Source organism: Brevibacillus sp. SIMBA_040, from assembly GCF_046535075.1.
Taxonomy (GTDB): Bacteria; Bacillota; Bacilli; order Brevibacillales; family Brevibacillaceae; genus Brevibacillus.
This window is the reverse complement of the sequence record NZ_JAWRXI010000009.1, coordinates 16,139-40,981: the sequence shown is the minus strand read 5'-3', so window position 1 is coordinate 40,981 and position 24,843 is coordinate 16,139. Positions and strand designations below refer to the sequence as shown.

Genomic DNA, 24,843 nt, shown 5'->3' with positions numbered 1-24,843 from the left:
AGCACGGTACTCTCATGACAAAAGGAGGCCGTGAACATTGTACAACTTTCAAGTAGGCTCTTTGGTTGTAAACGGGCAGCTCGTCCTGTTTTTCAGCTTTTATCTTGCGGGCTGGTTGATGCTGCACTACCGCTTGCGAGGCAGGAACGATAAAAAACTGATTTTGTCTGTGGCAGCAAACGCCTTTTTGCTTTGGATCCTTATGTGGAAGGCGAGCTATTTCCTGTTTCATCCCCAGGAGGTCATCTCCCACCCGATGTCGCTCTTGTATTTTGATGGAGGGGAACGGGGACAATGGACGGCGAGTCTGGCTGCAATCGTTTATAGCGGGTACGCCTTTCGGAAGCGAAGCCTGCCTGTGAGGCTGTGGCTGGACAGTGGCGTGTGGTTTTGGTTCGCGGGCTGGATGGTCTACCATGCTTTGCTGCTGGCGCTGGGGGAATCTCCATCGGTCTATGCCTTTTTGCTAGCTGGATTATGCCTCACAAGCTGGGTCTGGTTTCGGGAGAAGCGGCAAGAGGGGGATGTACATGGATAATCTCTCTATTGTATTAGCGTTTGTCGCGGGAATGCTGTCGTTTTTGTCTCCCTGTGTTTTTCCGCTCATCCCTGCTTATGTGTCCCATCTGACGGGCTCGACGATACACGAAGGCAGACTGGTCGTGCAAAAGAGAACGCTGCTCTATCAGTCACTCAGCTTTATTGTCGGCTTTAGTCTGATTTTCATTGCCATGGGTGCATCCGCTAGCCTCATTGGGCGCTTTTTTGCCGAGGAACGTGATTTGGTGCAGAAAGTGAGCGGGCTGCTCATCGTTATATTTGGCTTGCAGATGATCGGCTTTTTGAATCTGCGTGTGTTGATGGCAGGCAAGTCGTGGGAAACGAGGTGGGACATAAGCCGCGGTACGATTCGCTCGTTTTTGACTGGTCTTGCGTTCGGGGCTGGCTGGAGTCCATGTGTAGGGCTAGCCTTGTCCTCGATTTTGCTATTAGCCGGATCAACAGAAACATTATGGCACGGGATTGGAATGCTGGCGGTATATTCCCTTGGGCTCGGAGTTCCCTTTTTGCTCATCTCGTTGCTGCTGACGTATTCGCTTGGCATCATGAAAAAGCTGAACAAATGGATACCGCTCCTATCGAAAATCAATGGTTGGCTGCTAATTGGAATGGGGCTGCTGCTGTTTAGCGGGCAGCTGCAAAAAATTAGCGCCTGGCTAGCCCAATATACCTTCTGGGACATCGGCTTTTAACGAAGGGGAGGTGCAAAGTCTTGAAAAAAAGTATGCTCGCGATCATTTTATTGGTTGGACTTGTCGTTTATGGCGGGTATGATCTGTTGCAGAAATCGTCGTTACAAACGGGACAGACGAAAAGAGCAGACATCGCCAATCTGGAGGTGGGTACACAAAAAGGGCAAGTGGCGCCTGACTTTTCGCTGACCGATCTGAACGGAAATCAGGTCAAGCTGGCTGATTTTACGGGCAAGACCGTTCTGGTAAATTTTTGGGCGACGTGGTGCCCTCCATGTCGGGTCGAAATGCCTCACATGCAAAAGTTTTACGACGATTACAAAGACAGAAACGTGGTCATATTGGGTGTCAATTTAACACCTACAGAGAAAAATATGGACGTCGTCACCGATTTTGTGCAGGAGCAGCAGCTTACCTTTCCAATTGTGCTTGATCAGGAAGGGGAGGTCACACAAGCGTACAAGGTCGTTGCCTATCCGACCACGTATATTCTGGATGCTGATGGAGTCATCCGGGAAAAGTTCCAAGGCGCGATTAACTACGAAGTAATGGAAAAAGCCATTTCAAGCATGAACTAAACAGGGGGAGACGAGGGTGACTCAGCAGGTTGCAAAATTGATGCTATTTACATTATCGGCATGTCCATTGGGGCGATCAATACAGACGGTGCTCAGCGAGGTTTTGTTGGTCAAAAAGGATGTCGGCTATGAGATCGTTTATGTCGACGCCGATCATCAAACAACCAATCGATACCGAATCAAAGCGAACCCGACAACACTTTTTTTAGCTGAAAATGGGCAAGAGCTGTTTCGCTTTGAAGGCTTCAAAGAGACAGCAGAGATCCTCAGCCTATTCGAACAGGTCAAGGAAGGAGCACTTGCTCCTGTCGCGGATAGGGAAGAAAACCGCCAGACCGAGGAAGTCTACACCGTTTATTTGTATGACGCCGAGCAGATTGTTCCGGTTGAGGTAACCTACTGTAATTTGACGTCAGTAAAGGCACCTCGGATCACAGCGATACAGCAATTGCTACAGGCTGAGCGAAAGGGACTGGAAAATCCGTTCCCCGCGCAGACTTCACTGGAAGCCGTTTCTTTTCAAAACCAGTCGGGTGTGGTTACGCTTCGTTCTGATGAGAAAGTGAGCGCCAGCCAAGCCGAGCGGATGAAGGTACTGCTTGCTCATACGCTTGCTATTTATGGTGTAAGCGAGGTTCAGCTGGAATGGATGTAAAATGATCTTATTAAAAAAGAGGCTCGGGTCTTTTATTAAGACCAAGCCTCTTTTTTGCAAAATAGTAAGTACGTAACTCTAGAGCGAATACGCGCCAGGTCCGATCAGAGCCAAACCAACTGCTACAGCGATGATGACGACCAAATACTCAATACCGCCTTTGTCGATCCAATAGCCATTGGGCAGGTGAACCTTCATGGCACCGAGCATGGCGATCACAATCATTGCCGCACCGAGAGTGAAAAATAACCCTGAAGCGAAGAGAAGTCCGCCCACAAATTCGAGTATCCCCGCGATGGTCGCCATGAGGACACCCGGTTTAATCCCGACTGATTCCATCCAGCCGCCAGTCCCTTTGATTCCATGTCCGCCAAACCACCCGAACAATTTTTGACTCCCATGCCCGACAAAGCTTAACCCTAAAACAAGGCGAATGACAAGTAATCCGAGATCAACCATAATGCTCATCACCTTTCAGGAGTGACAATAGCGTGCGATCACTCATTTATTTACTGTCCAAAAGGTGATGAATTTATTCTCTGGTCGGATCGTAGCCATAGCCCGGATATTTGACCACAGGCCATTTTTGCTTGCGCAGAAAATCGAGCAGCTCCGGTCCTACGTTCAGATTCGACGCAACGAGCTCGTGCGTAGTGAGCGCCATCCATTGGTTCAGCGACACATCAACAAAGCGGTTGCTTTTGAACATTTCCAGAAACCATACCGTCTGATTCCCTGTATTTTGGATGTAATGACCTGTTGCAAACGGGACGTAACCGACGTCGCCAGCCCGGTAGTCAAAGGTGCGTGCCGTTCCGTTACCGTCAAAGACTGTCATGCGCGCCTGCCCCGAAATGTAGTACTGCCATTCGTCGTTGTTGGGATGCCAATGCAGCTCGCGCATCGCACCCGGATGTATCTCAACAAGGGCTGCCGAAATCGTTTGCGAGATAGGAAAATTACGGGAATCTACGATCCGGACGCTGCCCCCGGGTGTGATGAGCGGTTTTTGGGCGAGCAAGCGATGGGTAAAGCTGAGCGGGACCGTTCCGTATGGCGACTCTACTGCATCGACCTCCAACGGACCTGGGACCTCGCTCTGATAGATGTACACTTGTTTCGAAGGAATGCAGTCGAAGGCAGACTCGGGAACACCGAAATTGGCAGAAAGCACATCCCTTGGCGTGTGCGCAAACCAATCCGAGATCGATAACGTATTCAGATCGGAAAAGCTGCCATCGTCGAAGACTAGCAGAAATTCACAGCCTTCCTCCAGCCCCTGAATCGAGTGGGGGATACCAGGAGGGAAATACCACAGATCGCCCGGACCGATATCGGCGATAAAATTGCGTCCACGCTGATCGACGGAAGTAATCCGTGCCCGACCTAACAGCATGTAGGACCACTCAGCCTGTTGATGCCAGTGCAGCTCCCGCACGCCACCAGGCGTCAAGCTCATGTTTACCCCTGCCATTGTGGTTGCAATCGGCAGCTCTCGCACAGTGACTTCGCGGGACCAGCCACCATGATTCAGGGTCATTGCCGTATTCGAGAACGAAAACTTCAGATTCGGCAATAATCCCGAATCAGTGACAGGAGGGACGAGCATATTCGGGTTTTGTCGATCGAGCATAGTGTTTCGCGGCCCGCAGTCTACCCACCCAGTCCCGTCACTTCTCATAGGCTGTGGTACTTGATTTCCCTTATCTTGAGGGGCCATTTAATCAACCTCCCTTGTCCATAAACAGCCAACAGCTCCATTACCCATGACTATGGCCCAGTGCTTGGCATTTATGCGAAACAAGGAAGTATCCCTCTAGGAGCTAGTGCTTTTGCTTTTTCTTGGCCAAATGAAATAACTGATCGTGATCACAAGATCAATCCCTAGGACAACGGTCCAAAGCTGCATGATACCTGACAAGGCTTCTGTCCGAGCAGAGTCATTGACGAAATAAATCATGGCGAGAAGTATGCCTACTCCAATAACAAAGGCAAGAAGGTGCTTGAACCAGCTTTTAGCGTAATGTCTGGCATGCTCCAATCCGTATCGCCTTGTTTTTGCAGCGGAGGTACGGGAGACGTAGTGCTGGAATTTTTCATCAGCCCATTGAATCATGCTCTTCCCAAAAGCGATCGATACCCCGATATATACAGCCGCGAGCGCATGAGCAGTCGTGGCGCTGGCACCGCGGTATAAGTCCACGCCGGTGATGACGAGCAAAATGACATCGACAACGGGAGTCAGCGCCAGCAAAAACAGTCCCGCCTTTTGTTGCTTGAATATATATCGTGTGACTAACCCTAAGCCAATGACCACCCAAAAGGCGATTTCGCACGCAACGATCATCCATGCAATAAAGTTCATCTGACATGTCTCCTCTTGTGATCGCTCTTCCTTTAACAGGATACGATTTTTGTAGTACAACTGTATTGCAAAAAATATTTTAGCATCTGCTTTTAAATAATACAATTGTATTATTTCGTTGCTTGGGTGTATTGGTCTTGATAAAATACAGCTATGCCAAAACTGATCGATCACGAGAAAAGAAGAGAGCAAATTGCAGAAGCGACGTGGCGCATCATTTTAGAGCGGGGAATGGAGGGAGCAACGGTACGCAACATTGCAAAAGAAGCAGGATTATCACTCGGTGCTCTGCGACATTACTTTGCAACACAGGATGAGCTGCTGATTTATGCGATGACGCTCGTCAAAGAAAGAGCAACAGCGCGCATTGAGAAAATCGGTCTACAGGAGCAATTTACCCCGAAGGAAAAAATCATCATGCTCTTGCTGGAGCTAGTCCCGACCAATCAAGAGAAGATGGCAGAAGCGGAAGTGTGGTTCGCATTTACCGCTTACTTCAGACATAAGCAGGACGTGTTTGATGCGATGCACGACGGGATTTATGCCGGATTGCAAAAGGTGATGAACTATGCTGAGCACGTCGGTCTGCTTCCAAAAAATGTGGACAAGGAATTGGAGACAGAAAAGCTTTACGCAATTGTCGATGGCTTGGCACTACACGCCTTGCTTGATCCAAAGCGGTTAGACGGGGAGCGGATGGAGCGCATACTGGTCCAACATCTAACGGAGTTATTTGAAAGAGGATCATAGAAAATTGAAAGAATAGGGAAAGGGCAGCGCTTGTAAATGAGGTTGCCTTTTTTGCGTTGGGAGAGTCTGAGGCAGAGCCAGGACTCTTTTGCTTCTATTCATTATATTGAGAATGATTATCCACCACGTAGGTAGATGAGCACGTATGGAGGAAGTTATGAATACGATTATCTACGAATTTCAGGACGCTCGTTTGTTGGCGGATCGCGGCTTCTACATTTGAGAAGATGATAACAGAACGGGCGAAGAAGTAGTAGAGTGGAAGGTACTAACTCTTCAGCTAGCAGGTAAATAGGTAAATAGATCAACTCCAGGTGGGCACTTCATGGAATCGTCTTATCTTCGATGCGTGTACCCGTCTTTTTTATTAGAATCTTTTCCTGCCTCCACCAAACAAATCACTAGAGGAGCTTTCAAAAAAGCCCGAGAAACACCAAAAGCTGGACCGAGGAAAAAGGAGAAAACCGCGAAGCTCTTTTTGCATGTAGCCGTACAGGAATGACTCCCAAGCAAGGTACCCAAGAAGCTGGAGCGTTTTCTCCTTTTTCCTCCCCACCACGACAGCACGCCAACCTCTGCTTTTTTTAAAGCTACTTAGTTGATGCCGGATTTATACATTTACAACCCGAACGCCTATTCGTACAATAAGGGCAAGAAGGTGACGAAGATGAATCGAAAAAAAGACATGTCTGCCGTACTGGATTATTTAAAAACAGATGAACGTTTTCGCGATAACATTGCGCATTGGAAGGTCATCCCTCCACGCGAAGCAAAGTCCGTTCCTTTTCCTCTCGAAATGGATTCACGCATACAGGATGCACTCGTCAGACGAGGAATCACCTCGCTGTACACTCACCAAGAAACCTCCTTTCGCCACGTACGCGAGGGAAAACATATCGTAGCAGTAACGCCTACCGCCTCTGGAAAAAGCATGTGCTATCATCTGCCGATCCTGCAGACGCTATCAGAGGACACCGGGGCTCGCGCACTCTACCTGTTTCCGACCAAAGCCCTGGCGCAAGACCAAAAGTCCGAGCTGCATGAGCTGATCTCCGAAATGGGTCTTTCGATTAAATCGGAAACATACGATGGGGACACGCCAGCGAACATACGCCAGATGGTTCGAAAAGCAGGCAATATCGTCATTACCAACCCTGATATGCTTCATTCTGCCATCTTGCCGCATCACACCAAGTGGGTTTCCTTTTTTGAGCATCTGAAATATGTCGTCATCGACGAGCTACATACGTATCGAGGCGTGTTTGGCAGCCACGTTGCCAACGTGATTCGCCGCTTGAAACGCATCTGTGCCTTTTATGGAAGTTATCCGCAATTTATTTGCACCTCGGCTACGATCGCCAATCCAAGGGAGCTGGCAGAGCTGTTGACCGAGGAGCAAGTAGAACTGGTGGACAATAATGGGGCGCCAGCGGGAACAAAGCATTTTGTTTTCTACAATCCGCCGGTGGTCAATCGGCAGCTGAATATCCGGCGCAGCGCCACACTCGAAGCGCGTGACATTACCGAGCAATTTTTGACCAACGGCATTCAGACGATTTTGTTTGCCAGAAGCCGCGTGCGCGTGGAAATTTTGCTGACTTACTTGCAGGAATTGATTAAGCGCAAGCTCGGTCCCAAGACGATCCAAGGATACCGTGGCGGGTATTTGCCCAGTCAGCGACGGGAAATCGAACGAGGTCTGCGCAACGGCGAAATCATGGGTGTTGTCAGTACGAATGCATTGGAGCTGGGTGTCGATATCGGTCAGCTGCAGGCGTGTGTCATTACCGGGTATCCAGGCTCCGTTGCGAGTACGTGGCAGCAGGCGGGTCGTGCAGGGAGACGACAAGGAGAGTCTGTGGTCGTGATGGTCGGCAGCTCGACGCCGTTGGATCAGTACGTCATCGCTCATCCCGAGTATTTTTTTGATCGCAGTCCAGAGACAGCGCGGATCAACCCAGACAACCTGATCATACTGGTCGATCATCTCAAATGCGCCGCCTATGAGCTGCCTTTCCGCGAGGGAGATCGTTTTGGACGCGCAGAGATCGTAGAGATTCTGGAGTTTTTGACGGAGGAGCAGGTGCTGCATTTTTCAAAGGGCAAGTGGTTCTGGATGAACGATTCGTTCCCGGCGCATAACATCAGCCTGCGGTCGGCGTCCCAGGAAAATGTCGTTATTATCGATATCAGCGAACGGGGTAATGAGCGAGTAATCGGGGAAATGGACCGGTTCAGCTCGATGACACTGCTGCATGACGAAGCCATTTACCTGCATCAGGGCACGCAATTCCAGGTAGAAAAGCTCGATTACGAGGAAAAGAAGGCGTATGTCCGCGAAGTTCAGGTCGACTACTACACGGATGCCAATCTGGCTGTTCAGCTCAAGGTGCTGGAGCAGGATCAGTACCGCAGCCATGCCCAAAGCGCGTTTGCCTACGGAGAGGTTTCCGTGCATGCGATGGCGACGATCTTTAAAAAAATCAAATTCGAGACGCATGAAAATATCGGCTCTGGCCCGATTCATTTGCCAGAAGAAGAGCTGCATACGAATGCTGCCTGGATCGGTTTTTCAGAGACGCTGCTCACGGAAATCGGCACGGAGGATGTGGAGCGTGGTCTGGTCGGGTTGGCGCATGTTTTGCAGCACGTCGCTCCATTGTTTGTCATGTGTGACCCGATGGATTTGCACGTCATTCCCCAACGTAAGGCCGTTCATTCGCAGGAGCCGACGATCTTCTTGTATGACCGTTATCCCGGCGGAATTGGCCTGAGCGAGCAGGTGTACAAGGAGATGGAGATGATTCTCATGCAGGCGGAGAGGATGATTGTCTCTTGTCCATGCGAGTCAGGATGTCCGTCTTGTGTAGGAGCAACGGATGACGGCAGCAAGGAGCTGGCTATGACCTTGCTGCGTGTCGCGCAAGGAGGAAGCGCGTATGTCTCTTAAATCCAAGCTGCAACGGATGAAGGGGCACTTGGTCAAGGATACGGACAAAACGGCTTCCCTGTCGACGGAAGCGGTCGCGGCAGGGGCAGTGGAGCAAGAACCAGCAGAGTTTGCCCACGAGTCAGCTTTGGCGCAGCAAGCTACGCAGCCGCTATCAGCATCGACAGAAACGGAGATCCCGGTACAGGAGAAAGAGACGGAAATTCCGTATGCAGATCGGTGGGAAAATCTCCAAGCGTCGCCGTACATCTGGGAAGATGAGCACGTCATGATCCGCGAGGTCCGATATCCCATCGCACAAAAGCACGGAGCTTATGCCTTTTCCGAGCTGCATGGTGTCATTTCGGCTTGGGAAGCATCTGGCAAAGAGCATCCGCTGTCTACGGCAGGCAGACGCCCGGAAGACCTGCTGTTTTTTGACACAGAAACGACTGGGCTGTCTGGAGGTGCGGGCAATACAGTATTTTTGTTGGGATACAGCCGTATTGAAGGGGAAGAGGTTGTCGTTCGGCAGCATTTCCTTCCTGCTCCGCATGCGGAGGTGACGTTGTACCAGTCGTTTTTGGAGCAAGCGGAGAAATCCTCGCACCTCGTAACGTTTAACGGGAAATCGTTTGACTGGCCGCAAGTGAGGACGCGGCATACGCTGATTCGCGACCTGGTGCCTGCTTTGCCCGCGTTTGGTCATTTGGACCTTTTACATGGGGCGCGGAGATTGTGGAAGGCCGAGCTGGAATCGTGCCGCCTGGGGATTATCGAGCAGGAAAAGCTGGACGTTTTCCGTGAGGATGACTTGCCTGGCTTCCTGGCTCCTGTGCGGTATTTTGACTTTCTGCATTCGCAGGATCCTGACGTGATTGAAGGTGTACTACGCCATAACGAGACAGACGTGCTGTCTCTTATCACGCTCTATATTCACATGACGCGGCTGTTGCTCCATCATGAGCGGGAAGCAGTGTCTCATGAGGAGCGCTTTGAGATTGCGAGATGGTATGAAGCGCTGGGTGATCAAGCGGCAGCCATGGATGGATACCGACTTGTAGCAGGCAGCAATCATTCGTGGAGCAATCGGGCGAGACTGGCGATCGGACATCTCTATAAAAAGCAAAAAAACTATCAGCAGGCCCTGCAGGTATGGGAGTCTTGCATGAAATCGTCCAACTACATTCCTGAAGAGGTGTATATCGAGGCAGCCAAGGTATGCGAGCATCAGTTCAGGGATTGGGAAAAGGCGCTGTACTATACCCGGCAGGCATACGAGCAGTGGAAGAAGCGAGGAAGTCTTTTGCGCAACAGGTCCAAGGCGGACGCGCTGGCGTATCAGAAGCGGATTGAGCGGCTGGAAGCAAAAGGACGGGGAAGCCATGCGGAGGAGGATGGCTTGGCTTCCGGGTTGTTTGATTGGACAGGAGACGAACAAAGCAAATAGCTGAATAAGCTGTAGAAAAAGAAGCCCTTAGGAATCCACCTAAGGGCCAATTTTGTATGCGCTGGCTTGGGGAGAGCTTGCTCGTTTTCGCGCCAAAGCTATTTTCCATATTTCGCCCGGTACTCGTCAGCGAGCATCGACATGAGGATGGAGTCATGGTACGCATGGTCGTAATAAAGCGCTTGTCGCTGTACGCCTTCCTGCACAAAGCCGAGTTTTTCATATGTATGGATCGCACGTGCATTGTAGGCGAAAACATTCAGTTCAATCCGGTGCAGGTTGAGGATGCCGAAGCCGTAGTCCAGCATTAGCTGTATGGCTTCACTCCCGTACCCTTTTCCTTGGTAGGCTGACTGATCGATAGCGATACGGATAAACGCGTTGCGGTTGAATGTATCGATGTCGCCAATCTGGATATCGCCAATGACCTGATCATTTTCGCACAGGGCGATCAATAGCAGAACGCTGGATGAATCCTGTCCTTTGCTCTCGATGTATTGCTGGATCTGCTCGCGTGTGTAGTGCTTCTGTGTCCCTGTCAGCTTGCGCGTTTCCTTGCTGTATAACGAGCGGTAGTAAAACTCGCTATCTTCTTGTCCAACCGGTCGCAAATAGACTTGCTTGCCTTCCAAAAAGCGAACTGGAGCATTCGTATGTGCATGAATAGACATTTGTGGTATCCTCCTGTTTGTTTTGAATCGTCCTGCCAAGGATGAATTCTGGAGCGCATGGAAACTTTCGGCTAAAACGCGGTCGCTCCTCCTTGAGAAAGCCTTGATAGAGGTTTTCTTATAGAATAGTGGAATTGTGTATACTTGAAAATGGACAGTTTTGCAAGATTTGAAACGACAGATTGAGGTGAAAGTAGATGCTTCTGACCCCGAAATGGAATGATAGTGGGGACGAGCCCCAATATGTACAGCTTTATACCGCTCTGAAAAATGAAATTGTCACAGGAAGACTGACTGAACATACTCGCTTGCCCTCCGTCCGCAAGCTGGCTGATTTGCTCGGACTGAGTACGACACCAGTCGAAATGGCGTACCAGCAGCTTTTGGCAGAAGGGTTTATCCAGAGCAAGCCGCGTAGCGGATATTATGTGGAGGCATTGCCCGATCCAGAGGTAAGGCCAGAGAGGGCAGGACATAGCGGGTATGGTTCTAGTCATCAGCAATCCGAGGCCATTACAAGCAGACGCCCTCTGCTGCGTGACGATAAAACATACAAGTATGACTTTCACATGTCCCAAAATGACTATACGCTTTTTCCGTATGCGGATTGGCGTCGCCTGTATAATCAGACGATGCGCCTGGAGCAGCAGGAGGAGCTTTTTTACGGTGACCCACAGGGTGAATCTGGTCTACGCCAGCAAATTGCAAGCTATCTTCATCGCTATCGCGGTGTCGTTTGTCAGCCAGACCAGATCGTGATTGGGGCTGATCAGTTCGGCTTGCTCTCGCTCATCAGCTTGATGCTAGGTCACAAGCATAAGCGCGTGGGAGTGGAGAATCCGGGATATCTCCTGTATGCCAATACGTTTCGCCAGCATGGATACGAAGCAGTACCGATTGCGCTGGAGGAAGACGGGATCAGTATCAGTGAGCTGTATGCTGCGGATGTTGGAGTGGTTGTCGTGTCGCCTTCCCATCAATATCCACGCGGGATGATCATGCCCGTGTCCAAGCGGCTGCAAGTGCTGGAGTGGGCTCAAGCGGTTTCCGGTTATATCATCGAGGACGATTACGACGGAGAGTTTCGCTATCATGGCAGACCAATCCCTTCTCTGCAAGGTCTGGTTCCGAATGCAAACGTCATTTACATGGGGGGATTTGCGCAGGTCATGGCCCCGGCAATCGGCGTCTGGTACATGGTTTTGCCTGAAACACTCATGGAGAGCTACTACAGTCTGCTTCGAGCGACACTTTTGGAGCAGTCAGCGTCTCGGCTGCATCAGCGAACCTTGCAGGCGTTTATGGAAAAGGGCTTGTTCGAAAAGCATGTCCGCAAAATGAGAAGTCACTATCGCAAAAAGCATGATACCCTGCTGGAGGCTGTCCAAGGACATTTTGACGATCGGGTTCGCGTAATTGGAAAGGATGCAGGCTTTCACGTGCTGCTGCGTGTGCACTCTGAGAAAAGCGAGGAGGAGCTGAAGCAGCTTGCGATTCAGGCAGGTGTGAGAGCATCTTCAGCATCGTTTACATGGCTGTCCCCTCCGCAAGTGATGCCCAAGGAGTTTTTTCTCGGATTCGCAGGCATTCCGCTGGATCAAATCGAGCGGGGGATCAAAGCGCTGTACCAAGCATGGTTTCGAGACAGTTGACAAAAGGATAGCTGGTAGTGGAAAATATAGAAAACAAAATATTTTCCTTGTTTTCGGAAGGGAGTGTCATACGCTCATGCAAGAGCGGATTATCCAGTGTGCGATTCAGGAAATAGAGGCACGGGGCGTACGGTTCACGATGTCCGATTTGGCACGCAGAGCAGCGATGAGTACGAAGACCTTGTATGCCCATTTTCCATCCAAGGAAGTGCTGATTTCACATGTGATTGAGGAAAGCCTGCAGGATATACGGGAGCGTGAGGATCAGATTTTGCACGATCGCCAGATGGACTTGGCCGAAAAAATGAGGCAGCTTTTGGCCTTGGTGCCAAACAGCTTCGCCCGTACGGATTTGCGGGTATGGTATGAGCTCAAGCGTTATTATCCTGAGCAGTGGAAGATGATTGAAGAATTTAACCAACAAGAGTGGGAGCATGTTCGAATCATTCTTGAGCACGGTGCCGAGAAAGGGATTTTTCGAAAAATCCAGTTGCCTGTCCTGATTCAAATGTACACGGGTGGCATCGAGCAGCTCATTGATCAGCAGATAGCAGGCAATCATCAGATGACGATCAGCGAAGCATTGGATGCCATGATTGATATTTTACTGGGCGGTGTTTTGGCTGTGAAGACAGGAGGAGAGGGGGAGAAATGACGAGCTGGATTTATTTGTTGATGGCAATTTTGCTGGAAGTGGCAGGCACGACTTCTATGAAGCTGTCCGAGGGGCTGAGCAAGCCTGTCCCAAGTGTCATGATGTTTATTTTCTACGTGCTATGCTTTTCGTCACTAAGCATGGCGCTCAAAGAGATGGAGGTCGGCGTTGCCTACGCGATCTGGTCAGGGCTCGGCACTGCAATCGTGGCGATCATCGGGGTGATTGTGTTCAAGGATGCGTTTACCGTTAAAAAGGTGATTGCGCTTGGCTTAATTATCGCGGGCTGCGTCTTGTTGAATCTGGGAGACGGGGCACATGGTCAGCAAGCGACAAAGCCTCCACAGGATACGGGAATGGTTGCAAAATGAATGGAACGATGAGACGGCTGCGTCCATTTTTTTGGCTAACCGACGTGGGGTTTGTGGTGTACTGGCTGATTACCTTTTTAGAGGTACTGCCAAAGCAATACATGTACCAGGATTATACTGATACCAATCTGGTAGCGTGGAACCTGTCGTTCTTTCCGCTGGACATTTTTATTTCGCTGACCGGATTTGCCAGCTTGTATGCCTATCACAAAGGGAAGGGCAGCTGGCAGCAGTTGGCGCTGCTCTCACTGGTGCTTACATTTTGCTCGGGCTTGCAGGCCATTGCTTTTTGGGCGTTCAAAGCCGATTTTGATTGGAGCTGGTGGATTCCGAATTTGTATTTGCTGATCTACCCGTTGTTTTTTCTGCCCCGTTTTATGCGCGAACGAAGCGCAGTCTCATAAGCAGATTTCAATGATAGGTGGACAGGTGCAATCAGGGCAGATGTTGATAGAAAACATAGGTAGGTACCCTATTTTCCGCTGGATGATGTCACGCGTCTATGCAGGTAAATGACACCCTGCATATACACATATAGTCATCAAAAATAAGAGGAAAGAGGGCGACAGCATGTATTATCCGAGTGCGCATTGGCCGTCATCGCAATCTTCGTTCTATGGTTATGGTCAGTCTTCCTATTATCCATCACAGCAAAGACCAGGATATCCACAGCCTCCAGGTCAAGGATATGGGAGTAGTCAGGGTATGGATCATAGACGCCGCAGATGTCCAGATCATTGTCGGTTTTGCCCACCAGAATGTTGTCGAGGTCGTCGTAGATACTAATTCATATTTTCTTACCTGAAAGAATAGCGAAGAGCCAGATCCGCCATTAACGGGGATGTGGCTCTTTTCGTATCGATGGATCTAAAACGGATTTCATCCTGCTGATACCTTCTTGAATCTGCTCTTCCGACACATTTCCGTATCCGATGATTACCTTGTCCTCGTGCCGGCCTTTGATAATCGCATGCTCCTCCACAGGATATAGTCGCACGCCGTTCGCTTCCAAAGCTGCGAAGTGCTCATGTGTGAATGTTATCCCCGCGAAGGAAACCACAATATGCAAGCCGGCAGATTCGCCCCATATGCATACCTGCTCTCCAAATGCTTGGCGGAGTGCATCTGTCAGGCATTTTCGCCGTTTTTTGTACAGCTTTTTCACGCGGTTGATGTATTTTTCCAGATGGCCTTCTTCGATAAAGTGACCAAGAGCGAGCTGATCGAGCGTAGACGTATGTAAATCTGCGAACCATTTTGCCTCCTGATACGGCTTGACCAAAGAGGGAGGGAGCACCAGATAGCCGAGGCGCAGACCAGGAGATAAAATCTTGCTGAACGAACCGATGTAAATAACGCGATCCGGTGCTAAGCCTTGGATCGAGCTGATCGGAGCACTTTCGTAACGGAATTCGCTGTCATAGTCATCCTCCACGATGTAGCAGTCCATCTCACGCGCATGCTGAATCAGCTGGATTCTGCGCTGAATGGGCAATGTCCCGCCCAAAGGAAACTGATGTGAGGGTGTGACAAATACAAAGCTGGGAGTGGTGAGAGGTGATTTCGGCAAACTCTCCATGACCATGCCGTGAACATCTGTCGCTACTGGTTGGATCGCAGCTCCGGCAGAGCGGAAAATGGTTTGGATATCATGCGTAATTGGGTCTTCCATCTGTACCGTGCTGCCGGGAAAAAGCAGCACTTTGGCGATTAACGAGAGCGCTTGAGTCGCACCTGAGGTCATCACAATTTGCCAAGGCTCACACTGGACACCGCGCATTCGATACAAATAACGGCTCAATACCTCGCGCAGCTCCGGCTGGCCTTCGGGTCGACCGTAGCCAAAAGCTGAAGCAGGTGCTTCCTGACAAACACGCTGCACCATTTTTCCCCATGCAGTCCGTGGAAATAGCTCCAAGGCAGGAACTCCTGAACGAAAATCAATACAGGGCTCAGCTTCTTCTCCTGTGTTTTGCGGTTGTAGTTCAGCTTGCTTCCTATTTCGCGCATGCTGCTCCAAATAGGTGCCAGAAGCAACGAAATAGCCAGAGCCTTGCGTGCTTTCGATATAGCCTTCTGCCAAAAGCTGATCATAAGCCTCCACGACTACATTGCGTGAAACCTGTAGTTCGGTTGCCAGGCTGCGGGTAGAAGGGAGCTTGTACCCGGTAGTAATCTCGCCTTGCAAAATCTTGGTGCGAATTTCTGTGTACAATTGTCTGATTAAGGACATCGGTTTTTCACGATCAATGCTCATCCATAGCAAAACGAGGCAGCCTCCTAGCCAAACTGGTCCTGTTCAAATAAGGGTGAACTGGATCTGATTGTCTTCAGCTTATCATGGTACGGTGAAGGAAGAGAAGACGACGCCATGATAAAAGGAGCGAGTAAAAATGACAGTTGACGAGCAAAACACAGCCCACATTTTACGCACGATAGCGCGCGATGAGCGCATCAAGGAGGCTGTATTGCAATCAACGCAGCTATATCCGTTACTGCTGGCTGCGGCGAAGCGCTATGTAACAGGTGAAACACGCGAGGATGCGATGGCTGTCGCCAAGAGGCTGGAGAGTAGGGGCTATCGTCTGTCCGTAGAGCAAATCGGAGAAAACACGCTGGATGTAGAAGCGGCAAATCAAGTACAGCAGGAATTTCTCGCTTTGACAAAAGCTTGTGCACAGCTGAATGCACCAGCTGGGATCTCATTTGATCTGTCGCATCTGGGGCTGCTCATCCAGCCTGAAACGACTTTTGCTCTCGTTGATGAGCTGGCAGAGGTGGCCAAGCAATCCGGACAGTATTTGATGATCAGCATGGAGGAGTCAGCCAAGACAGAAGCGATCGTGAGTATGTACGAGCGTCTGGCGCACCGTCATGAAAATGTGGGAATCACGATTCAGGCGCATCTGCACCGCTCGCTGGAGGATATGAAGCGGGTAGTGGGATTGCCGGGCAAGGTCCGCTTGGTCAAAGGCGCGTTCATGGAGCCGCGTGAGCTTGCGCTGCCGCGATCCACAGAGCTGAACGAGCGGTATTTGCAGCTGGCCGATATTTGTTTGCAGGCAGGAAAGCCGTGCTCCTTTGCTACACATGACCAATCGCTGGTTGAAGCACTCAAGCAACGAGACTATGTGTCGAGAGCAAACGTAGAGCTGGAGCTGCTGTATGGCGTTCGTCCCGAGCTGGCAAGTAGATTGCGAGAGCAGGGAGTTCCGGTACGGATTTATCTCACCTATGGCACCAAATGGTTTTTGTACTTATGTCACCGACTGGCAGAATATCCACCACATGTTCATCAGGCGATCGCGGACATGTTTGACCCGTCACGGATTGATGAATCCGCCTATAAGGCAGCTACATACAAATAGGGGAAGAAAATGAACGAAGCCACCTCCATTTTTGAGAGGTGGCTTAATCAGCATAAATAGCTATTTGGTTTGTTCCTTGCTTAATCCTGTTCGTACATACAAGCCCCAGCCAAAGGCGTCTTGATTCGTAAGCTCGGCGCGAATGGTGTTTACTCCAGCCTTCCAGTGAACGGGAATGGTGGCGTGATTGCTCCGAATCCGTCCATCACTTGCGGGAGGGCTCCATCGCCAGTTCCTGCTACCGAAAAAATAGACTGTAGCTTTTTTACCGTATTCATCGTCATTAATAATAGGAAATGAACGATTTGTATGGAGAGAAACTGTTCATGGAGGTATAAAGCGAATGAAAACGGCGAAGTGCAGAAGGTGGCTGATTGCCATTTTTGCGTTCCTGCTCCTAATAGCGGGAGGTCCTAGCAGCCTGGCTCCGATCGCCCATGCAGAGGAGGCAATCCAGCTATCCGTGATAGCAGGGATCGGAGGGGAATACAAGGAATTCGGAATTGTTCCTGTTCAGGTGTCTGTCACAAACGGAGGTGCGGATATAGAGGGTGAGCTTTTAGTAGCTACCGGAAACAGGGGGAATAACGAGTTTTCAGTAGGGTACTATCAGAGCGTTTCGATAGCAAAGGGCGCCACGAAGCAGGTGACGATTACCGTTCCTGGCTCAGAGCTGAACAGCAATACATACGTAGCTTTGATGAAAAACGGCAAGATTGTCGCGCAAACGCCTGTCGGAGGAAAGCGCTACAACTACGATACGCTGATGGTAGGGGTCCTTGCCCAAAGTCAGGATACAGCCAATTTCTTGGGGGTCTTGCCTAAGAATGCCGTTTCCTATGATGTGAGGGTGCACCCAATGAAGCCGGAGCAGATTCCGACCTCAGGGGCACAGCTTCAGATGATAAACATGCTCGTTTTGAATAATTTCGCCCTCGATACATTGAACGAACAGCAAATCCAAGCGATTCGTGACTGGACAAAATCAGGCGGTCTTTTGGTGATGGCGGGGGGAGCGCAGTACAAGAAAACAGCAGGGGCACTGGCTGATTTGTCTCCGGTGGAAGTAACCGGAGTGACGACTGTGAACTCGCTATCCAGCCTGGTTGCGGATAAGAACAAGCCGATTGAGCTGACCGCACCATTCACGATCAGTAATGGTAGACTGACAAAAGGAAAAACGCTGTACGCTGAGGGTGGTGTGCCACTGTTTGCCGTCCAAAACGCAGGAGAAGGAAAAGTTCTGTACGCTGCGTATGATTTGGCGGAAGAACCGGTAGCCAGCTGGGCGGGGAATAGTCGCTTCTGGGCGGATACGCTGATCAAAGCATTTGGCTCGTCACTCGATAGCTCGCGAATGTCCAACTTAGATCGCTTGTGGCCGCTCCAAGAGGCAGCTGACCGGATTCCAGCTTTGAAAATTCCAGAGGTTAGCTGGTTTGCGCTGTTTTTTGGGGTGTATGCCCTGATTGCTGGACCTGTTTTGTATTTCATTTTGCGAGTGAAGCGTAAGCAGAGCTACATGTGGGTAATCGTTCCTGGGCTTGCGATTGTAACTGGAATCGGCATCTTCTCCTTTGGTGCCATGCAGCGCGGCACTGGTGTCATGGTTCACCAGACAGGCTTCGTTCAGCTGACAAATGATGGACAAGCGAAGGCGAAAGCAGTTACGGCATTTTTCGTACCAAGCAGCGGAGATTACAAAGTAACGATCAAAGGCCAGGGGTTGTCCCAGCCGATTTTGGAAAGCCGTCGAACCGATGAAATTCCAAAGATTTGGGCGTCGATTCAAGCCGACCAGTCGGAGATTCAGTTCCGTGACGTAGAATTTTGGTCGATGCGCAAGGTTGCATCAGAGAGAATGATTCCCGATGCAGGCACGATCGAATCCAATTTGTCCTACGCGAATGGAGCATTGACTGGGACCGTAACAAATAAGACGAATTATACGCTTAAAGAAGTAAAAATTGCCTCCAGTGCACAGACACAGGAGTTCCCGGAACTTTCGCCTGGCGCAAGTGTAGAAGTGAATCTGCCGTTCCAGCCGTCAGCGCAAATGAGAAACAATCAGAAACAGCGTCTGGCCACGCAATTGCTGCCACAACGATTGCAGCAGACTCCACGGGAACAATCTCGTGAAGAGATCATGCTGGACATGGTGGAGTATTGGCAGAGACGAGGGGTTCAATCAGAAGTGATGATTGCGGGCTGGACGGATCAGCCAATCGTAGAGGCGGCCGTGCAAAATGAAAAAGTCAAATCCGACAGCATCTCTTTAATTACATCTGCTCTGGAAGTAAAACCGTCCAAGGACGGACACGTGTATTACCCGGTAGGTACATTCGATGTGACGATGTCTGGAAGCTCCGTTCCTGTAGAGGATGAGGGCGAGGGCTACAGGCTGCCGGCTGGAGACATTACCTTTGATATCAACCTGTATCGGGATGAAAAGAAGCTGAGCATCACCAATTTGTATTTGTATACATGGTCGGATGACAATACGCCATTTTCCAAAGATGTATACAACTGGAAGACCAAGGCATACGAGCCGTTTGAAAAAGTGTTTACCAACAACGTCATGACGGGAGACAAGGCAGGCAGCTTCCTATCTGCTGATGGAATTATCCGACTCAAGTTTGCCCACCAGTTTGGTGATCATCGCCACATTGGGATTCCAAATGTCAGTGTGGAAGGGAAGGTGAGTAACCCGTGATTCAGATTCAAAATTTGCGGAAGCGCTATGGCAAAATGGAGGCTTTGAAGGGACTGTCGCTTGAGATTGACAAGGGAACGGTGTTTGGTTTTGTCGGTCCGAATGGTGCAGGAAAATCAACGACGATGTCCATTTTGGCCACGCTTCTGGAACCGACAAGTGGAAAGGCATATGTGGGCGGATACGAAGTAACGAAGAATCCAAAGGAAGTTCGCAAGCTGATTGGCTACATGCCTGACTTTTTTGGCGTTTACGATAATTTGACAGCAGAGGAGTACCTGGATTTTTACGGGGCCAACTACGATATCCCGGCAGCCGAAAGAAAACAGATCATCCCTCAATTGCTGGAGCTGGTCAATCTTAGTCACAAGCGGGATGCTTACGTAGATTCTCTGTCCCGCGGGATGAAGCAACGGCTGGGCCTTGCAAGGTCGCTTGTTCACAATCCGGAAGTGCTCATTTTAGATGAGCCTGCTTCTGGTCTGGACCCGCGTGCGCGAATTGAGCTGCGCGAGATTTTAAAAGAACTGCGTGATATGGGCAAGACGATTATTATTAGCTCGCACATTTTGCCGGAGCTGGCAGAGATGTGTGATGTGATCGGAATCGTGGAAGAGGGCAATCTGGTTGCCTTTGGACGCGTGGACGAAATTTACTCCAAAATGCAGGAGCAGCGCGTACTGCGCATTCGCTTGTTGGATCAGGTAGAGGAAGCGATGACGCGTATGCGTGAAATGCCTGTGATTACCAACGTAACCAGAGAAGGAAACTGGATTGTAGCCGGATTTTCCGGGAATGACGAGCAGCAGGTGGAGCTATTGCGAGACCTGGCAGTAGCAGGCTTTCCCGTAGCGGCGTTCAATGAGACGGTTGGTGATCTGGAAGAAATCTTCCTGGAAATTACGAAGGGGGTGGGCTCATGAACGTTTTGAAGCGATTGCGCAACCCTGTTTTATTTAATGAGTGGAAAATGCGGATGCGCACGAACCGCTCCCCATGGATTATTTTCCTGTACTTGCTGACACTTGGCGGGATGACGCTGCTTTACATTTTCCTACAGACGAACGGAGGGACCTACTACAATCCCAACCAGACCCGCGAGCTGTTCATGATCCTCTCTATATTGCAGCTTGGTATGATCGGGTTTGTTGTTCCGGGGCTGACGGCTGGTGTCATCTCGGGTGAGCGTGAGCGGCAGACTCTGAGCATTCTGCTCACGACCAACGTGAGTGCGACCAGACTGATTCTGGGAAAATGGCTCGCATCACTTAGCTTTATGACGTTTCTCGTATTTTCGACGATTCCGTTGTACGCCATTGTCTTTTTGTACGGGGGAATTTCGCCGGGGCAATTATTCAAGGTGTTTGGCTTTTATGTCATTACAATGTTTTGTATTGGCAGTATCGGTGTGCTACTGTCCACGCTTATTAAGCGGACGGGAATTGCAACGGTAGTTAGCTACGCGATCGTTTTCGGATTTGCGATCGGCTCTAGTGTACTTGCAGAGATCATTCGCGAGCTGATCCGTTATCAGCGCCGAGTGAATTACGCGACTCAAGCTCCATTTCCGCTTTGGCCGGATCTTTTGCACAGTATCAATCCGCTGTTTGCGATGCTGAATATTTTTGGAGAAGGTCCTGTCCGGGATTTGACGAGAATGAACAATACGCAATTTACAATGTTGAATATCGATCCATTCTGGTATTACTGCCTCTTTTTGGCGCTTGTTACGGTCGTCTGCTTGCTCCTGGCGATTTACTTTATTCAGCCAGTACGACCACGATTCCGCAAATCCGCTCAAGTGGAGCGATAAACCATGTTTATTCCAAAAACCAATGATGAGCTGCAGTCGCTGCTAGAGCCGATTCGCAAAAGACTGGCGCTTCACATTTTCATACGGCAATTGACGATGTTCGGCTTGTGGGGGCTGGGAGGGAGCGTGCTGCTTCTTCTCCTGGCTCGTCTATGGCCGATTCCTTATTATGGGTGGATTACACTCAGTTTGTTTTTATTGTCGCTCGTAATTGGCGGTGTAAGCGTATTTTGGCGAAAGCCTACAACCCTGCAAAGCGCTCGTTTCGCTGATGAGAATGGCTTGGCTCAGCGTGTAGTTACGGCGTGGGAAAATCGTGCGAACGAGTCGAGCGTGGCAGCGATGCAAAGAGAAGATGCGTTGCGACGGTTACGCAAACAGCTGCCGCAGATCGTAGAAAATGTTCACGTATGGGTGGACGTGCGAAAAAACAAGTATGCCATCGGTGGATTGGCTGTGGTGTTTCTTGCCCTATTCCTGTGGCCCAATCCACAAGATGTGAGGCTCGCCCAGCTGGCAGAGGAGCAAAAGCTTGTAGCTCAGGTGGAAAAGGAAGTCGAGGCTATCAAGCAGGAAGCCAAAACGAATCCAGCTATGAGCGAGGCCCAGAAAAAGCAGCTGGAAGAAATGCTAGAACAAGCAAAAAAGGCGCTGGCAAAGGCGGATGATCCGGCAGAGAGGCTCAATGCCTTGAGAGCAGCTGAAAAGCAGCTGGAAAAAATGCGGGAGGCTGAGCAACGGAAAGAGTCTGCTCTGGCCCAGCTTCAGCGCAATTTGGGCAGTCAGCAAGGGACGCATGCTCTCGCTGACGCGATGGACAGCGGGGACAGGCAGAAGATGACGGATGCCCTCAAGCAGATGGAAAAAGCTCTGGAGGCTATGTCTCCGAAGGAACGAGAGCAGCTGGCGAGTGAGCTGGAACAGGCGGCTAACGAGCTGCAAAAGGCAGCCGAAGCGGCACAATCCGAAGAGATAAAAGAGATCGCAAACCAATTGGCACAAGCAGCTGTGCAAACGGCACAGGGACAGGTGCCACAGGCTATGGCGGCGATGCAGGATAGTCTCATGCAAGCGATGGCAGGCGCGCAGCAAGCTCAGCAAGGGATGCTGGCAGCAGCAAATGCAGCAGCTTCTCTCCAGCAGTCCCAGATGACCCTGGCGAGTGCAGGTGCCACAGGAAGTAGCGGGACAGCAGGAGCTGGAGCTGCATTGGGCACTCCGGGCACTGGTCCGGCTGTACCTGCATCGGGAAATCCTTCAACAGGAACAGCAGCGAACGCCAATCCAGGCTCGGGTGCAGCAAACCAGCCGGCTGGTGGAAATAATGGAAACGGTCAAGGAAGTGGCTCTGGAAACGGAACAGGCCAAGGCAACGGCTCTGGAAACGGCTCCGGCAACGGTTCGGGAACGGGCAACGGATCAGGTAGCGGTCAAGGCTCTGGTGCAGGACTGGGAGCTGGGAACCACGAGCTGGTTACGATTCCGTCCAACCGCATCGGCGGCGATACTGGACCGTTTGAGACGGTTGGCGGACCTTTGGGTGCCGGGCCATCACAATCGCAGCAAAGCGGCAATACACAGGTATCCTCCGGCAGTACATTGCCATACGAGGAAGTGTATGGACAGTATGAGCAGTTTGCCCGCGAGAGCATGGAAAAAAGCAGTATTCCCGGTGATTATCAAGAGGTTGTAAAGGAGTACTTTAGCAAAATTGAGCCGTAAACGGATTCAGATAGAAGAGAGGGAGGGGACGCGGCTATGGCGCAGCAAACCTTGGAGGATTGTCTGCAACGAGTAGAGCTCGTTAGACAAGAGATTGGGAAAGTGTTGGTAGGACAAAAAGATGTCGTGGAACAGCTCCTTTGGGCGGTATTTGCTGGCGGCCATGCACTTCTTGAAGGTGTGCCCGGTTTGGGGAAGACACTCTTGGTGCGTACACTGTCGCAGGCATTTGAGCTATCGTTTCAGCGTATCCAGTTTACCCCGGACTTGATGCCGACAGATATTACAGGAACGAATATTTTGCTTGTCGATGAATCAGGGCAGCAATCGTTCCAGTTTCAAAAAGGGCCGATTTTTGCCCATGTCGTGCTTGCCGACGAGATTAACCGCGCGACACCAAAGACACAGAGTGCTCTTTTGGAGGCTATGCAGGAGCGAACCGTTTCTGCCGGGGGGGTCACACGGCCTCTGCCCGATCCATTTTTTGTTTTGGCAACACAAAACCCGTTGGAGCAAGAAGGCACCTATCCATTGCCAGAGGCACAAATGGACCGCTTTCTACTGAAGATTGACGTGCCGTATCCGACAGAAGAAGAGCTAAAAGCGATTGTGTTGCGGACGACAATAGGGCAAGCCACACATGTGGAAAAGGTCGCGTCTGCTGGGCAGATTGCTGAAATTCAGCAAGCGGCACGCGAGGTGCTGGTAGCAGATGCGGTACTGGATTATGCTGTCGGGCTGCTCCTGGCGACGCATCCCGGCGAAAAGGCAGTAGCGTCCGTGAACCAATACGTGCGTAATGGTGCAGGACCGCGTGGTGTACAGGCAATGGTCGCGCTGGCAAAGGTACGTGCGCTGCTCTCGGGTCGCTACAATTTGGCCTATGAGGATGTGGAGGCCGTAGCTGTGCCAGCCCTTCGCCATCGAATCTTCCTCAATTTTGAAGGGGAGGCAAATGGCATTCGTCCTGACCGGATTGTCCGCGATATTTTGCAGGGACTGGAGAGCAAGAAGGTATGAGCCAGCATCTGCTTGACCCATCGTGGCTCGCAAGGCTGGAACGGATGCAAATGGCGACCAGAAGACTCGTTAGCGGGAGTCATGCGGGCGGACGGCGGGCAAGACAGCTGGGCAGCTCCATGGAGTTTGCCGATTACCGGGCGTATGTTCCCGGAGACGATCTGCGCCAGCTCGATTGGAATGCCTACGCACGGTCGGGAAAGCTTTTTTTGAAAAAGTATTTGGACGAGACGGAGCTTCACGTCACACTGTACATTGATTGCAGTCGCTCGATGGGCTACGGGCAGCCGGGAAAAATGGAGCGGGCGGTGCAAATTGCGGCTGCCCTCGGTTATTTGTCACTATGCAACCTAGATCATGTCTCTGTTTTTGCTTTTGACAGTCAAATTACTACCTCCTTACAGGGATTACAGGGAAAAAAACAGGCGCATCGACTTCTCAGCTTTTTGTCTTCGCTACAAGAGGGCGGGACGGGTGATCTGAATACAGCGATGCGCCAACCAGGTGCCGTGCATGGCAAATCGGGCATTTCGATTGTGCTGTCGGACTTTTTGTTCGAGTCAGGCTACTCCCCAGGTATTGCCTATTTGCAGGCTGCCCGCCAGGAGGTAGTACTGGTACAGGTGCTCTCACAGGAAGAGCTGCAGCCAGCCTATCAAGGGGAGCTGAGATTGATAGATTCCGAGACCCATCAGGCAAAAGAGTTGTCTGTAACGGGCCTCCTCATGGAAGAGTATCGGAAAAGCCTTGCGGACTACCAACAGGAGCTGACCTCTTTTGCTTACGGTAGAGGGATTACTTGTGTGGCTATCGAAGCCGAGCAAACGCTAGAATCTATTGTGTTTCAAGTATTTCGTCAGGCAGGCATGATTCGCTAG

Annotated in this window: 23 protein-coding genes; 18 read left to right on the top strand and 5 right to left on the bottom strand. The window is 50.6% G+C overall.

Translation table 11 applies throughout. The features are described 5' to 3' along the window. The first annotated feature begins 37 nt into the window (after positions 1-37). Genes SB752_RS16135 through SB752_RS16120 form a run of 4 tightly spaced genes read left to right on the top strand, consistent with a single transcriptional unit; the run spans position 38 to position 2,486 of the window. Positions 38-538 (top strand): hypothetical protein, encoded by a 501-nt coding sequence (locus SB752_RS16135; protein ID WP_410716645.1) that lies wholly within the window; start codon positions 38-40, stop codon positions 536-538. Then, positions 531-1,253, top strand: coding sequence for a cytochrome c biogenesis CcdA family protein (locus tag SB752_RS16130; protein ID WP_410716644.1), 723 nt, complete (start codon positions 531-533; stop codon positions 1,251-1,253). Before SB752_RS16135 ends, SB752_RS16130 begins: the two co-directional genes overlap by 8 nt. A 20-nt stretch (positions 1,254-1,273) precedes the next feature. Beyond that, a complete protein-coding gene (locus SB752_RS16125) occupies positions 1,274-1,831 on the top strand; it encodes a peroxiredoxin family protein (RefSeq protein WP_410716643.1) in 558 nt (185 codons plus the stop codon). A 16-nt stretch (positions 1,832-1,847) separates the two neighbouring features. Continuing rightward, positions 1,848-2,486, top strand: a complete 639-nt coding sequence (locus SB752_RS16120; protein ID WP_410716642.1) for a hypothetical protein — start codon at positions 1,848-1,850, stop codon at positions 2,484-2,486. Between the two features lie 78 nt (positions 2,487-2,564). On the opposite strand, the gene SB752_RS16115 is transcribed toward SB752_RS16120, so the two are convergent. The 3 genes from SB752_RS16115 to SB752_RS16105 form a co-directional block, all read right to left on the bottom strand. Further along, positions 2,565-2,945, bottom strand: coding sequence for a DoxX family protein (locus SB752_RS16115; protein ID WP_213025233.1), 381 nt, complete (start codon positions 2,943-2,945; stop codon positions 2,565-2,567). A 73-nt stretch (positions 2,946-3,018) separates the two neighbouring features. Further along, positions 3,019-4,206 (bottom strand): oxalate decarboxylase family bicupin, encoded by a 1,188-nt coding sequence (locus SB752_RS16110; protein ID WP_410716641.1) that lies wholly within the window; start codon positions 4,204-4,206, stop codon positions 3,019-3,021. Between the two features lie 96 nt (positions 4,207-4,302). After that, positions 4,303-4,851 (bottom strand): hypothetical protein, encoded by a 549-nt coding sequence (locus tag SB752_RS16105; RefSeq protein WP_410716640.1) that lies wholly within the window; start codon positions 4,849-4,851, stop codon positions 4,303-4,305. 153 nt (positions 4,852-5,004) lie between these two features. Here SB752_RS16105 and SB752_RS16100 point away from each other — a divergent pair, with 153 nt between their 5' ends. The 3 genes from SB752_RS16100 (at position 5,005) to SB752_RS16090 (ending at position 9,980) form a co-directional block, all read left to right on the top strand. Then, entirely contained in the window at positions 5,005-5,601 is a 597-nt protein-coding gene (locus SB752_RS16100) for a TetR/AcrR family transcriptional regulator (RefSeq protein WP_410716639.1), read from the top strand. A gap of 667 nt (positions 5,602-6,268) precedes the next feature. Continuing rightward, positions 6,269-8,551: a DEAD/DEAH box helicase gene (locus tag SB752_RS16095; protein ID WP_410716638.1), complete on the top strand. Its 2,283-nt coding sequence runs from the start codon at positions 6,269-6,271 to the stop codon at positions 8,549-8,551. After that, the gene (locus SB752_RS16090) at positions 8,541-9,980 is read left to right on the top strand and encodes a ribonuclease H-like domain-containing protein (protein WP_410716637.1); all 1,440 of its coding nucleotides are present in this window, start codon (positions 8,541-8,543) and stop codon (positions 9,978-9,980) included. Before SB752_RS16095 ends, SB752_RS16090 begins: the two co-directional genes overlap by 11 nt. Before the next feature lie 98 nt (positions 9,981-10,078). Here SB752_RS16090 and SB752_RS16085 read toward each other — a convergent pair whose 3' ends face one another. Next, positions 10,079-10,651 carry a GNAT family N-acetyltransferase gene (locus tag SB752_RS16085; RefSeq protein WP_410716636.1) on the bottom strand — a complete coding sequence of 191 codons (573 nt, stop codon included), beginning with the start codon at positions 10,649-10,651 and terminating at the stop codon, positions 10,079-10,081. 197 nt (positions 10,652-10,848) lie between these two features. Between SB752_RS16085 and pdxR (SB752_RS16080) the strand changes: the two genes are divergently transcribed. The 4 genes from pdxR (SB752_RS16080) (at position 10,849) to SB752_RS16065 (ending at position 13,733) form a co-directional block, all read left to right on the top strand. Further along, positions 10,849-12,303 carry a MocR-like pyridoxine biosynthesis transcription factor PdxR gene (pdxR, locus tag SB752_RS16080; RefSeq protein WP_410716635.1) on the top strand — a complete coding sequence of 485 codons (1,455 nt, stop codon included), beginning with the start codon at positions 10,849-10,851 and terminating at the stop codon, positions 12,301-12,303. A 76-nt stretch (positions 12,304-12,379) separates the two neighbouring features. After that, on the top strand, positions 12,380-12,958 hold the full coding sequence (locus tag SB752_RS16075; protein WP_410716634.1) for a TetR/AcrR family transcriptional regulator: 579 nt from the start codon (positions 12,380-12,382) through the stop codon (positions 12,956-12,958). Further along, positions 12,955-13,329 carry a DMT family transporter gene (locus tag SB752_RS16070; RefSeq protein ID WP_410716633.1) on the top strand — a complete coding sequence of 125 codons (375 nt, stop codon included), beginning with the start codon at positions 12,955-12,957 and terminating at the stop codon, positions 13,327-13,329. The genes SB752_RS16075 and SB752_RS16070 overlap by 4 nt, the downstream gene beginning before the upstream one ends. An 8-nt stretch (positions 13,330-13,337) precedes the next feature. Then, positions 13,338-13,733 carry a YvaD family protein gene (locus SB752_RS16065; RefSeq protein ID WP_410716903.1) on the top strand — a complete coding sequence of 132 codons (396 nt, stop codon included), beginning with the start codon at positions 13,338-13,340 and terminating at the stop codon, positions 13,731-13,733. A 428-nt stretch (positions 13,734-14,161) separates the two neighbouring features. On the opposite strand, the gene pdxR (SB752_RS16060) is transcribed toward SB752_RS16065, so the two are convergent. After that, positions 14,162-15,595: a MocR-like pyridoxine biosynthesis transcription factor PdxR gene (gene pdxR, locus SB752_RS16060; RefSeq protein ID WP_410716632.1), complete on the bottom strand. Its 1,434-nt coding sequence runs from the start codon at positions 15,593-15,595 to the stop codon at positions 14,162-14,164. Between the two features lie 127 nt (positions 15,596-15,722). On the opposite strand from pdxR (SB752_RS16060), the gene SB752_RS16055 reads away from it, so the two are divergent. The 7 genes from SB752_RS16055 (at position 15,723) to SB752_RS16025 (ending at position 24,843) form a co-directional block, all read left to right on the top strand. Then, positions 15,723-16,697, top strand: coding sequence for a proline dehydrogenase family protein (locus SB752_RS16055; protein WP_410716631.1), 975 nt, complete (start codon positions 15,723-15,725; stop codon positions 16,695-16,697). A 343-nt stretch (positions 16,698-17,040) separates the two neighbouring features. Next, a complete protein-coding gene (locus SB752_RS16050; RefSeq protein ID WP_410716630.1) occupies positions 17,041-19,410 on the top strand; it encodes a DUF7408 domain-containing protein in 2,370 nt (789 codons plus the stop codon). Further along, complete coding sequence (locus SB752_RS16045) at positions 19,407-20,333, top strand: ABC transporter ATP-binding protein (RefSeq protein WP_410716629.1); 927 nt, start codon at positions 19,407-19,409, stop codon at positions 20,331-20,333. The genes SB752_RS16050 and SB752_RS16045 overlap by 4 nt, the downstream gene beginning before the upstream one ends. Then, positions 20,330-21,223, top strand: a complete 894-nt coding sequence (locus tag SB752_RS16040; RefSeq protein WP_410716628.1) for an ABC transporter permease — start codon at positions 20,330-20,332, stop codon at positions 21,221-21,223. Before SB752_RS16045 ends, SB752_RS16040 begins: the two co-directional genes overlap by 4 nt. Positions 21,224-21,226: 3 nt before the next feature. Then, positions 21,227-22,945, top strand: a complete 1,719-nt coding sequence (locus tag SB752_RS16035) for a hypothetical protein (protein ID WP_410716627.1) — start codon at positions 21,227-21,229, stop codon at positions 22,943-22,945. A gap of 36 nt (positions 22,946-22,981) precedes the next feature. Further along, the gene (locus tag SB752_RS16030; protein ID WP_410716626.1) at positions 22,982-23,965 is read left to right on the top strand and encodes an AAA family ATPase; all 984 of its coding nucleotides are present in this window, start codon (positions 22,982-22,984) and stop codon (positions 23,963-23,965) included. Continuing rightward, positions 23,962-24,843 (top strand): DUF58 domain-containing protein, encoded by an 882-nt coding sequence (locus SB752_RS16025; RefSeq protein WP_410716625.1) that lies wholly within the window; start codon positions 23,962-23,964, stop codon positions 24,841-24,843. Before SB752_RS16030 ends, SB752_RS16025 begins: the two co-directional genes overlap by 4 nt.